The sequence below is a fragment of the Streptomyces sp. NPDC059696 genome (assembly GCF_042733745.1).
Lineage (GTDB): Bacteria > Actinomycetota > Actinomycetes > Streptomycetales > Streptomycetaceae > Streptomyces.
In genome coordinates this window covers 203,634-215,885 of the sequence record NZ_JBHWFG010000011.1, presented here as the reverse complement: position 1 = coordinate 215,885, position 12,252 = coordinate 203,634, and the positions used below count along the sequence as shown (strand labels likewise).

Here is a 12,252-nt window from a genome sequence, read left to right as displayed (position 1 = left end):
TGCCCACCAGCCGCACCTGAGCCAGCCGCACCGTCGCGGGCCCCGGAGGATGTCGTGAGCGACACACAGACCCTGATCGAGAACCGTCCGCCGTCCGTGGCGGGCCTCTTCCTGGAGCGCGTGGCGGCCACGCCCGACGCCGAGGCCTATCGGTACCCGGTCCCGGCCGCGGGCCAGGGGCCGGACGACTGGAAGTCGCTGACCTGGGCGCAGGCCGCCGAGCGGGTCCACGCCATCGCGGCCGGCCTCATCGAGCTGGGCGTGCAGCCCGAGCAGCGCGTCGCGCTCGCCGCCGGCACCCGGCTCGAGTGGATCCTCGCCGACCTCGGCATCATGTGCGCCGGCGCGGCCACCACCACCGTGTACCCGCAGACCAACGCCGACGAGTCCGCGTACATCCTGTCGGACTCCGAGAGCCGGGTGCTGATCGCGGAGAACGCCGGGCAGCTGGCCAAGGCCGTGGAGAAGCGCGGCGAGCTGCCCGAGCTGACGCACGTCGTGGTGATCGACCCGGCCGGCGTCGAGACCGCCGACTGGATCCTCACCCTGGACGAGCTGGAGAAGCGCGGCGCGGCCCGGCTGGAGAAGGACCCCGAGCTGATCAAGGAGCGGGTCGGCGCGATCACCAAGGACCAGCTGGCCACCCTCATCTACACCTCCGGCACCACCGGCCGGCCCAAGGGCGTGCGTCTGCCGCACGACAACTGGTCGTACATGGCGAAGGCGATCGCCGCGACCGGCCTGGTCAGCGGGGAGGACGTGCAGTACCTGTGGCTGCCCCTCGCCCACGTCTTCGGCAAGGTCCTCACCTCGGGCCAGATCGAGGTCGGGCACGTCACCGCCGTGGACGGCCGGGTCGACAAGATCATCGAGAATCTGCCGGTGGTCCAGCCGACGTACATGGCGGCCGTGCCGCGCATCTTCGAGAAGGTCTACAACGGCGTGGCCGCCAAGGCCCGGGCCGGCGGCGGCGCCAAGTACAAGATCTTCCAGTGGGCCGCCGAGGTCGCCCGCGAGTACGCCAAGGTCTCCCAGGACAACTTCCGCCGGACCGGCACCGCGTCCGTGCCCTTCGGCCTGGGCGTGAAGCACAAGGCCGCCGACGCGCTGGTGTTCGCCAAGATCCGCGAGGCCTTCGGCGGGAGGCTGCGGGCCTGCGTCTCCGGGTCCGCCGCCCTCGCGCCGGAGATCGGCTACTTCTTCTCGGGCGCCGGCATCCACATCCTGGAGGGCTACGGCCTGACGGAGTCCTCGGCGGCGTCCTTCGTGAACCCGGGCGAGGCCTACCGCACCGGTACGGTCGGCAAGCCGCTGCCCGGCACGGAGGTGCGGATCGCCGACGACGGGGAGATCCTGCTGCGCGGCCCGGGCATCATGGAGGGCTACCACAAGCTGCCCGAGAAGACCGCCGAGGTGCTGGAGCCGGACGGCTGGTTCCACACCGGGGACATCGGCGAGCTCTCGCCCGACGGCTACCTGCGGATCACCGACCGCAAGAAGGACCTCATCAAGACCTCGGGCGGCAAGTACATCGCCCCCGCGGAGGTCGAGGGACAGTTCAAGGCGGTGTGCCCGTACGTCTCCAACATCCTGGTGCACGGGGCCGACCGGAACTTCTGCACGGCGCTGATCGCGCTGGACGAGGCCGCCCTCGCCGACTGGGCCAAGGACAACGGGCTGGAGGGGAAGTCGTACGCGGAGATCGTCGCCTCGCCGGTCACGGTGGAGATGGTCGACGGATACGTCAAGCAGCTCAACGAGGGGCTGCAGCGGTGGCAGACCATCAAGAAGTTCCGGCTGCTGCCGAGGGACCTCGATGTCGAGCACGGTGAGATCACGCCGAGTCTGAAGCTGAAGCGGCCCGTGGTGGAGCGGGAGTACAAGCATCTGATCGACGAGATGTACGAGGGCTCTCGCGAGGCGTAGGCGTAGGGGGTGGTGGGGGCTGTGCGGCGGCTGCGGGTCCGCCGTGGCCTGTCGCGCAGTTCCTCGCGCTCCTAAGGGGCGTCACCCACGCGGCGTTTCAGGTCCTGGATCTCCGTCCTGAGGCGTTCCACCTCTCTGCCTTTGCGGTAGAGGTCCAGGAAGACGCTCACCTTCGCCCTGAGGACCCACGGGTCGAAGGGCTTGGTCACGTAGTCGGCGGCGCCGGTCGCGTAGCCGCGGAAGGCGTAGCCGGAGTCGTCGTCCGCGCCGGTGAGGAAGATGATCGGGACGTCGCGGGTCTGGTCGAGGCGTTTGATGTGGGCGGCCGTCTCGAAGCCGTCCATGCCGGGCATGCGGATGTCGAGCAGGACCAGGGCGATGGGCTGCCGCAGCAGGGCCTTCATCGCCTCCTCACCCGAACGGGCCCGCACCAGCGGCTCGTTCAGGGACGCCAGGACGGCCTCCAGGGCGGTCAGGTTGTCCTCCATGTCGTCGACGAGGAGGATTCCGGCGCGTTCGGGGTGGGTGGCGGTGCCGCTCATGCTTCTTCTTCCGTGCCCTCGGGTTCCAGGAGTGCGCACACGACCGTCAGCAGGCCGTCGATGTCCACCGGCTTGGGTACGTAGTCGTTGGCGCCGCGGGCGATGGACTTCTCCCGGTCGCCGGGCATCGCCTTGGCGGTCAGGGCCACGATCGGCAGGCCCGACCAGCGGGGTGTGCGGCGGATCGCGGAGATGGTCTCGTAGCCGTCCATCTCCGGCATCATGATGTCCATCAGGACCAGTTCGACGTCCCCGCTGCGCTCCAGCGTCTCGATGCCCTCGCGGCCGTTCTCCGCGTAGAGCACCGTCATGCCGACCCGGCCCAGGACATGGGTGAGGGCGAAGACGTTGCGGATGTCGTCGTCGACGATGAGGACCCGCCGGCCGGCCAGGATCCGGCCCGGCCGCCCGGACGTCCAGGCCTCCAGCTTCGTCGGCGACGGCCAGGTGTCGTCCGGGTCGTGCGCGACGGGGAAGGGCCCGGAGGCCGGCTGGAGCGGCTGGGGCAGGTCGGCGCGGTCCTCGGGCACGGGTGCGGGCGCGGTGTGGCCGGGGCTGACGACCGGCACGTACAGGGTGAACGTGGAGCCCTTCCCGGGTTCGCTCTCGGCGACGATCCGCCCGCCGAGCAGGCCCGCGATCTCCCGGCTGATGGACAGGCCGAGCCCGGTGCCGCCGTACTTGCGGTTGGTGGTGCCGTCGGCCTGCGCGAACGCCTCGAAGATCACCGGGAGTTTCTCCGGCGCGATCCCGATGCCGGTGTCGGACACGGCGAACGCGATGACGTCGTCGGTGTCCCGGACCCAGCGGTGCTCGGCGTCCTGCACCCGGTCCACCCGCAGCTCGACCTTGCCGGACGCGGTGAACTTGATCGCGTTGGACAGCAGGTTGCGCAGGATCTGCTGGAGCCGCTGCTCGTCCGAGAACATCTCGCGCGGTACGTCCTCGCCGACCGCCACCTCGAAGGCGAGGCCCCGGTCGAGGGTAAGCGGGCGGAACGTGGCGTGGACGTAGTCGAGCAGCTTGATCAGCGGGAGCCGCTTGGGGCGTACGTCCATCCGGCCGGCCTCGATCTTCGACAGGTCCAGGATGTCGTTGATGAGCTGGAGGAGGTCGGAGCCCGAGCGGTGGATGGTCGTCGCGAACTGCACCTCCTGGTCGGAGAGATGGCCGTCCGGGTTGTCGGAGAGCAGCCGGGCCAGGATCAGCAGCGAGTTCAGCGGGGTGCGCAGCTCGTGGGACATGTTCGCCAGGAACTCGGACTTGTACTGGGAGGACGTGGCCAGCAGGGCGGCCTTCTCCTCCAGTTCGGCGTTGGAGCGCTGCAACTCGCCCTGCTGCTTCTGGAGTTCGTCCGAACGCTCCTGGAGCTGCATGGCCAGGCGCTGGGACTCGCCGAGCAGGGACTCCGTGCGGGAGTTGGCGATGATCGTGTTGATGGCGACGCCGATGGTGTTGACGAACTGGTCGAAGAAGGCCAGGTGCACATCGGAGAAGCGGGAGAACGAGGCGAGTTCGATGACGCCGAGGAGCTTGTCCTCGAAGAGGATCGGGATGATGACGATCGTGGTCGGGGCGGCCTCGCCGAGACCACTGTTGATCTTGATGTAGTCGGGCGGGGCGCCCTCCACCAGGATCCGCTTCTTCTCCCGGGCCGCCTGCGCGACCAGGCCGTGCACGGGCAGCCCGCCGGTCTCCACGGTCGCGTCCTGGGCGGCGCCGTACCCCGCGATGAAGGCCAGGCCCTTGGTGGGAACCGTCGCGCCGTCCTCCTCCGGGTCGGCCAGGTAGAACGCGCCGTACTGGGCGTTCACCAGCGGGGTCAGCTCGCGGAGTATCAGGTCGGCGACCTCCATCAGGTCCCGGTGGCCCTGCATCAGGGCGGCGAGCCGGGCCAGGTTGGACTCCAGCCAGTCCTTCGCGCGGGTCGTCTCGCGCAGGTTGGCCACCATCAGGTTGATGTTGTCCTTCAGCTCGGCGACCTCGCCCTGCGTCTCCACGGTGATCGAGCGGGACATGTCGCCCTGGGCCACCGCGGAGGCGACCTCGGCGATCGCGCGGACCTGGGTGGTGAGGTTGGACGCGAGTTCGTTGACGTTGGTCGTCAGGCGCTTCCAGGTGCCGTAGACGCCCTCGACCCGGGCCTGGCCGCCGAGCCGGCCCTCGCTGCCGACCTCGCGGGCCACGCGGGTGACCTCCGAGGAGAAGGAGGACAGCGTGTCGACCATGGTGTTGATGGTGGTCTTCAGCTCCAGGATCTCGCCGCGCGCGTCCACGTCGATCTTCCGGGACAGATCGCCCTGCGCCACGGCCGTCGCGACCTGGGCGATGTTGCGCACCTGCGAGGTGAGGTTGTCGGCCATGTAGTTGACGTTGTCCGTCAGGTCCCGCCAGACACCGGAGACGCCCAGCACCTGGGCGCGGCCGCCGAGCCGCCCGTCGGTGCCGACCTCGCGGGCCACCCGGGTCACCTCGTCGGCGAAGGCGCGCAGCTGCTCCACCATCGTGTTGACGGTGTCCTTCAGTTCGAGGATCTCGCCGCGCGCGTCGACGGTGATCTTCTTCGACAGGTCGCCGTTGGCGACGGCCGTGGTCACCTGGGCGATGTTGCGGACCTGCGAGGTCAGGTTCAGCGCCATGAAGTTGACGTTGTCGGTGAGGTCCTTCCAGACGCCGGACACGCCCCGCACCTGCGCCTGGCCGCCGAGGTTGCCCTCGGTGCCGACCTCGCGGGCGACGCGGGTCACCTCGTCGGCGAAGGCGGAGAGCTGGTCGACCATCGTGTTGATCGTGGACTTCAGCTCCAGGATCTCGCCCTTGGCCTCCACCGTGATCTTCTTGCCGAGGTCGCCCTGCGCGACGGCCGTGGAGACGAGGGCGATGTTGCGCACCTGGGAGGTGAGGTTGTCGGCCATGAAGTTGACGTTGTCGGTGAGGTCCTTCCAGACGCCGGACACGCCCCGCACCTGGGCCCGGCCGCCGAGGTTGCCCTCGGTGCCGACCTCGCGGGCGACGCGGGTCACCTCGTCGGCGAAGGCGGAGAGCTGGTCGACCATGGTGTTGATGGTCGACTTGAGCTCCAGGATCTCGCCCTGCGCGTCGACCGTGATCTTCTGGGACAGGTCGCCGTTGGCGACGGCCGTGGTCACCTGGGCGATGTTGCGGACCTGCGAGGTCAGGTTCGACGCCATGAAGTTGACGTTGTCGGTGAGGTCCTTCCACACCCCCGACACGCCCCGCACCTGGGCCCGGCCGCCCAACTGGCCCTCGGTGCCGACCTCGCGGGCCACCCGCGTCACCTCGTCGGCGAAGGCGGACAGCTGGTCCACCATGGTGTTCACGGTGAGCTTCAGCTCCAGCAGTTCGCCGGTCGCCTCCACGGTGACCGTGCGGGTCAGGTCGCCGCGCGCCACCGCCGTCGTCACCGCCGCGATGTCCCGCACCTGGGCCGTCAGCCGGGACGCCATCGTGTTGACGGCCTCGGTCACGTCCCGCCAACTGCCCGAAAGGCCCTGCACCTTGGCGCGGCCACCGAGCCGGCCCTCGGTGCCGACCTCGCGCGCCACCCGCGTCACCTCGCCGGTGAACAGGGACAGCTGGTCCACCATCTTGTTCACGGCCCGGCCCAGGTGGCGCAGATCGCCGCGCAACTGCCGTGTCCCGTCGTGCAGATCGACGCGTTGGGTCAGATCGCCGCCCGCCACCGCGTCCAGCACGCGTGTGGCGTTCGCCGCCGGGGCGACCAGGGCGTCGAGCAACTGGTTCACGTCGTCGATCCGGGACGTCCACAGACCCTGACCCGGGCTGGCCGAAAGCCGCTCGTCGAGCCGGCCGTGCCGCACCAGCTCCCGTCTGACGCGCCGCACCTCGAAGGTGAAGTGGACGCTGCGGTCCATGATCTGGTTGTAGACCGCGATGAGTTCGGCCACCATGCCGTGGCCGGTTTCCGGCACTTTGGTGAAGTCGCCGTCCCGGGCCGCCGTCATGGCGGCGAGCAGGGGACGCAGATCGGATGCACGAATCTGACCGTCTTCGTGCCGGTCTTCGACCACAGGAGTAGCACTGTTCTCACTCATGGCGGCCCACTTCGGTAACTCGGCGCTTATGGGCGTGGTCAGTCTGTCACTCTGTCGGCATCGACTGTGGCGTATTCGTACGAACTGCCCGGGGAGCTGTCCATGGGGGCCATTCCGACGCAACGGGAGACCGTCTCCCGTGCCTCAGGAGCGCCTGCACCCGCTTGGGAGACGCCCGTGCCCGTCCAGGAGGGGCCTGCTGCCGGGGGGCCCGTTCGCGAGGGGCCCACGCCGTCCGGGCCCGCCGCCGAGGTGCCCGAGCCGGAGCGCGCGCGGGCGCACGCGACCCTGCCCGGCAGCTCCCTCGCCCCGGGCGCCGCCCGCGCCCTGGTGCGCACGGCCCTGACGGAATGGACCGGACTCGGCCTGCCCGGTGCCGAGTTCCTCACCGACCGCCTGGCCGACGACGCCATGCTCGTCGTCAGCGAACTCGTCACCAATGCCGTCGTGCACGCCGGCACCGACGTCACGATGGAGTGCCGGCTGGAGGGCGACGCCCCTGACACGGCCGCGGTCGTCGTCGAGGTCTCCGACCACCACCCCTCGCGTGCCCCGCGCGGCAGCGAGCCGGAGACCCCGCACGACACCCCCGAGTACGGGCGCGGGCTCCGGCTCGTCGGCGCGCTCTGCGAGGCGTGGGGCGTCACGTACCGCACGGGCCGCAAGACCGTGTGGGCCCGGCTGCCCGCCGGGGGGAGCGCGGCGGGCGACCAGATCGAGGCGTACGCCGGGGAGCACGCGCTGGCGCGCGGCCTGCGGGTGGCGGAGATCCTGGCGCCCGAACCGGGCCCGGACGAGGAGTCGGGGGAGGCTGTCCGGGGCGGGTGCGGAGGTTCCTGGGGCGCGGGTGGGCACGGAGAGTCCTGGGACCCGCTCGCCCCTCGGCGTGGCACAGAGCCGTGGGACACACGGGACGCGAGGCAGACGTGGGCCGGGGACGGCTCACGGGAGACCCCTGACCTGGGGGAGGCCCCCGGCCTGAGGGAGGCCCCTGACCTGGGGGAGGCCCCTGACCTGGGGGAGGCCCTCGGCCCGGGTGAGGCCCTCGGCCCGGGTGAGGCCCCCGACCCGGGTGAGGCCCCCAGCCCGAGGGACACTCGCGACCCACGGGCGGACTCCGACCCAGGGGCGGACCCCGGCCCACGGGCGAACCCCGGCCCACGGGCGGACCCCGGCCCACGGGCGGACCCCGCCCTGCGCGAGGCCTCCGATCTGCGGGACTGGAACGACTTACGGGACTGGCGGGACCGGCACGAGAACCGCGACGGGCGGAACGGCCCCGACGGAGCCTGGCTCGGGCGCGGCGCCCTGTCGTTCCTCGCCGAGGCCTCCGACCTGCTCGCCGGACAGCTCGACGAGGACCTCGTCGCGGCCCTCGCCGGACAGCTGATCGTGCCCCGGCTGGCCGACTGGTGCGCGGTGTGGCTGGAGGACGAGGCCACCGCCGGAGGCTGGGGCGGCGGAGCCGGTGCGGGCGGGCCGCGCCTCGCCCGGGTCTGGCACGGCAGCGAGAACCGCATCGAGGAACTGCGCCGCGCCCTGGAGAAGGACCCGCCGCAGCCCTTCGACCCGCTGGGGGCGTCCCCGTTCGAACGCGGCCGGGACCAGGGCGGGTCCGGGCCCGTCGACTGTCCCTGGCCCGGCGAGGCGCTCGGGGACACCGAACCCGGCTCGGCCCTCGCCTACCGTCTGGTCGCCGGGGGACGGCCGCTCGGCACCCTGGTCATCGGGCGGTCCGGTCCGGCCGGTTTCCCCGACGAGATCACCGGCCTCGTGGAGGACCTCAGCCGCCGGGTGGCCCTGGCCATCGGCGCCGCCCGCCAGTACGCCCGGCAGGCCACCATCAGCGCCGTGCTCCAGCGCGGACTGCTGCCCGGCGCCGTGGCGGAGATCCCCGGTGTACGCAGCGCGCTCGTCTACGAGCCCTACGACAAGGGCGGTCCCAGCGGCGACTTCTACGACCTGTTCCCGGCCGGCGACGGCCGCTGGTGCTTCGCCGTCGGCGACGTCCAGGGCAAGGGCCCCGAGGCGGCCGTCGTGATCGGCCTGGCCCGGCCCTGGCTGCGGCTGCTGGCCCGCGAGGGCTACCGGGTCGCCGACGTCCTCGACCGCCTCAACCAGCTCCTGCTCGACGACGCCACGGAGGCCGCCGACGCCGCGGCCCGGGCGCTGGTCGCCGCGGGCGCGCGACCGACACTGCCGGGCGACGGCCCCCAGACCCGCTTCCTGTCCCTGCTCTACGGCGAGCTCGTGCCCTTCGAGGGCGGCGTCCGCTGCACCGTCGCCTCCGCCGGGCACCCGCTGCCCCTGCTGCTGGGGGCGGGCGGCGAGGTGCACACGGTGGCGCAGCCTCAGACCCTCCTCGGCGTGGTCGAGGACGCCACGTACACCAGCGACACCTTCGAGCTGCGGTCCGGCGACACCCTGCTGTGCGTCACCGACGGCGTGACCGAGCGCCGCTCGGGCTCGCGCCAGTTCGACGACGGGGACGGGCTCGCGACGGCGCTGGCCGGGTGCGCCGGCCTGGACGCGGAGCTGATAGCCGAGCGGATCAAACGGCTCGTGCACGAGTTCGGGGCCCGGCCCCCGGCGGACGATCTGGCGCTGCTGGTGCTCCAGGCGGACTGACCGCCCGGGTGCTGGACAATGGAGGGCATGCCTTCCGCACTCCCCGACGGCGAGCCCGTCCCCGACGACGGGGCGCTGCCCGCGTCCGCCCTCGCCGGGGCCGCCGACCGTCCGCTCGGGTTCTACCTGCACGTCCCGTACTGCGCGACCCGCTGCGGCTACTGCGACTTCAACACGTACACGGCGACGGAGCTGCGCTCCAGCGGCGGCGTGCTGGCCTCCCGCGACAACTACGCCGAGACGCTCACCGACGAGATCCGGCTGGCGCGCAAGGTGCTGGGGGACGACCCGCGGCCGGTGCGGACGGTGTTCGTGGGCGGTGGCACGCCCACCCTGCTGGACGCCGGTGACCTGGTACGGATGCTGCGGGCCGTGCGGGACGAGTTCGGTCTGGCGGAGGACGCCGAGGTCACGACGGAGGCGAACCCGGAGTCGGTGGACCCGGCGTATCTGGAGACCCTGCGCGAGGGCGGGTTCAACCGGATCTCCTTCGGGATGCAGAGCGCGCGGCAGCACGTGCTGAAGATCCTGGACCGCACGCACACGCCGGGGCGGCCCGAGGCCTGTGTGGCGGAGGCCCGGGCGGCCGGGTTCGACCATGTGAACCTCGACCTGATCTACGGCACCCCGGGGGAGTCCGACGACGACTGGCGGGCCTCGCTGGACGCGGTGCTGGGCGCCGGGCCGGACCATGTCAGCGCGTACGCCCTGATCGTCGAGGAGGGGACGCAGCTGGCCCGTCGGATCCGCCGGGGGGAGGTGCCGATGACCGACGACGACGTCCACGCCGACCGGTACCTGATCGCGGACGAGGTGCTCTCCGGCGCGGGCTTCGAGTGGTACGAGGTGTCGAACTGGGCGACCTCGGCGGCGGGGCGGTGTCTGCACAACGAGCTGTACTGGCGGGGAGCCGACTGGTGGGGGGCCGGGCCCGGGGCGCACAGTCACGTGGGCGGGGTGCGGTGGTGGAACGTGAAGCATCCGGGGGCGTACGCGGCCGCGCTGGCTTCGGGGAGGTCGCCCGGGGCCGGGCGTGAGGTGCTGAGCGAGGAGGACCGGCGCGTCGAGCGGATTCTGCTGGAGCTGCGGCTGCGGGAGGGGGTGCCGTTGTCGCTGCTGCGGGAGGAGGGGCTGGCTGCCTCGCGCAGGGCGTTGGCGGACGGACTGCTTCAGGAGGCTTCGTACGAGGAAGGGCGGGCCGTGCTCACGTTGCGGGGGCGGTTGCTGGCCGACGGGGTTGTCCGGGACCTCGTGGACTGAGGTGCTCGGCGTGAGGGCTGGGGGCGGGGCGTTTCGCAGCCCGGCGTAGCGGGGTGCCGCTGCGCCCACCCGTGCCGCCCTTGGCGGCACGCATGCCCGCAGCCAGGGGCGGCGCGCATGTCCGAGGTCAGGGGGCCGTCACGAAGTCGATCAGTTCTTCCACTCTGCCCAGCAGTTCCGGCTCCAGGTCCTTGTACGAGTGGACGCCCGACAGGATCCGCTGCCAGGCCGCCCCCGTGTTCTCCGGCCAGCCCAGTGCCCTGCACACGCCCGTCTTCCAGTCCTGGCCTCGGGGAATCCGCGGCCATGCCTCGATGCCCAGGGACGACGGTTTCACCGCCTCCCAGATGTCGATGTACGGGTGGCCGACGACCAGGGCGTGTTCGCTCGTCACCGACTGGGCGATGCGCCACTCCTTCGAGCCCGGTACCAGGTGGTCCACCAGGATGCCCAGCCGTGCGTCCGGGCCGGGGGCGAACTCGGAGACGATCGACGGCAGGTCGTCGACGCCCTCCAGGTACTCCACCACCACGCCCTCGATGCGCAGGTCGTCGCCCCACACCTTCTCGACCAGCTCGGCGTCGTGGCGGCCCTCGACGTAGATGCGGCCGGCGCGGGCCACCCGGGCGCGTGCGCCGGGGACGGCGACCGATCCCGAGGCCGTGCGGGTGGGACGTGCCGGGCCGCCCGGGGTGGGGCGGACGAGGGTCACCACCCTGCCCTCCAGCAGGAAGCCGCGCGGCTCCAGCGGGAACACCCGGTGCTTGCCGAAGCGGTCCTCCAGCGTCACCGTGCCCGCCTCGCAGCGGATCACCGCACCGCAGAACCCGGTCCCCGGCTCCTCCACGACCAGGCCCGGCTCCGCCGCGACCTCGGGCACCGGCTTCGGCTTCTTCCACGGCGGGGTCAGATCGGCGGAGTACTGGCGCATTCGGATGACGATAGGAGAAGGCGGGCGGCGATCACCGCGACACGCCGAACCGCGCCGCCAGCGCGTCCCGTTGCGCCCGCACGAACGCCGCGTCCACCACCGCTCCGTGACCGGGCACGTACACCGCGTCCTCGCCGCCCAGGCCGAGCAGCCGGTCCAGGGCGGCAGGCCACTGCGCCGGCAGCGCGTCCGGGCCGGCCTGCGGCTCGCCGGACTCCTCGACCAGGTCGCCGCAGAACACCACCTCCGGATCGCCGGGCACCAGCACCGCGAGGTCGTGCGCGGTGTGGCCCGGGCCGACGTTCGCCAGCAGCACCTGCCGGCCGCCGCCCAGGTCGAGGGTCCACTCGCCGGAGACCAGGTGGCCGGGCACGACCAGCCGCTGTGCCGCCTCCTGGGCCGCAGGCGCCGCCAGGCCCTGGCGCACCCCGTCCTCGCGCAGTTCCTCACGGTCCCGTGTCCGCGACAGCAGTGCGTCCACGCCCACCGCGCCGAACACCTCGGTGTCCGGGAGCGCCGCTGTGCCGAAGACATGGTCGAAGTGCGGGTGGGTCAGCGCGATATGTGTCACACGATGACCGGTGAGCGCTCGCGCCTGCGCGCCCAGTTTCGCGCCCTCGGCAAGGCTCGATCCGGAGTCGATCATGAGGACCGCCCCCTCGCCCGCGACCAGCCCGATCGTGCAGTCCCACACCGGCAGCCGACACCGCCCCACCCCGGCGGCCACGCGCTCCCACCCGAGGTCTTCCCAAGTCACCGTCATACGGCGACGCTAGCGGTGGGCCCCGCTCGGGGCACGGCGCCGCACGACCAGCCTTGCCGGGGGTGTACCCCACCGCCGTACACTGGGCCGGGGAATGCTGGCACTCGCACGCGCAGAGTGCCAGGC

At 72.0% G+C, this 12,252-nt stretch carries 7 protein-coding genes; 3 read left to right on the top strand and 4 right to left on the bottom strand.

Annotation, left to right across the window (positions count from 1 at the left end):
* The first annotated feature begins 54 nt into the window (after positions 1 to 54).
* The gene (locus ACFV20_RS15305) at positions 55 to 1,926 is read left to right on the top strand and encodes an AMP-dependent synthetase/ligase (protein ID WP_385656434.1); all 1,872 of its coding nucleotides are present in this window, start codon (positions 55 to 57) and stop codon (positions 1,924 to 1,926) included.
* Between the two features lie 71 nt (positions 1,927 to 1,997).
* Here ACFV20_RS15305 and ACFV20_RS15300 read toward each other — a convergent pair whose 3' ends face one another.
* Both ACFV20_RS15300 and ACFV20_RS15295 read right to left on the bottom strand, forming a co-directional pair.
* Positions 1,998 to 2,468: a response regulator gene (locus ACFV20_RS15300; RefSeq protein ID WP_361122356.1), complete on the bottom strand. Its 471-nt coding sequence runs from the start codon at positions 2,466 to 2,468 to the stop codon at positions 1,998 to 2,000.
* Complete coding sequence (locus tag ACFV20_RS15295) at positions 2,465 to 6,544, bottom strand: HAMP domain-containing protein (protein ID WP_385656431.1); 4,080 nt, start codon at positions 6,542 to 6,544, stop codon at positions 2,465 to 2,467. The genes ACFV20_RS15300 and ACFV20_RS15295 overlap by 4 nt, the downstream gene beginning before the upstream one ends.
* A 102-nt stretch (positions 6,545 to 6,646) precedes the next feature.
* Between ACFV20_RS15295 and ACFV20_RS15290 the strand changes: the two genes are divergently transcribed.
* Both ACFV20_RS15290 and hemW read left to right on the top strand, forming a co-directional pair.
* Positions 6,647 to 9,172 (top strand): SpoIIE family protein phosphatase, encoded by a 2,526-nt coding sequence (locus tag ACFV20_RS15290; RefSeq protein WP_385656429.1) that lies wholly within the window; start codon positions 6,647 to 6,649, stop codon positions 9,170 to 9,172.
* A gap of 27 nt (positions 9,173 to 9,199) precedes the next feature.
* Positions 9,200 to 10,432: a radical SAM family heme chaperone HemW gene (gene hemW / locus ACFV20_RS15285; RefSeq protein WP_385656427.1), complete on the top strand. Its 1,233-nt coding sequence runs from the start codon at positions 9,200 to 9,202 to the stop codon at positions 10,430 to 10,432.
* A gap of 127 nt (positions 10,433 to 10,559) precedes the next feature.
* Here the strand turns inward: hemW and ACFV20_RS15280 are convergent, their stop codons facing one another.
* Both ACFV20_RS15280 and ACFV20_RS15275 read right to left on the bottom strand, forming a co-directional pair.
* On the bottom strand, positions 10,560 to 11,363 hold the full coding sequence (locus tag ACFV20_RS15280) for a DUF3097 domain-containing protein (protein WP_385656425.1): 804 nt from the start codon (positions 11,361 to 11,363) through the stop codon (positions 10,560 to 10,562).
* A gap of 31 nt (positions 11,364 to 11,394) precedes the next feature.
* Positions 11,395 to 12,126: an MBL fold metallo-hydrolase gene (locus ACFV20_RS15275; protein ID WP_385656423.1), complete on the bottom strand. Its 732-nt coding sequence runs from the start codon at positions 12,124 to 12,126 to the stop codon at positions 11,395 to 11,397.
* Positions 12,127 to 12,252: the final 126 nt, after the last annotated feature.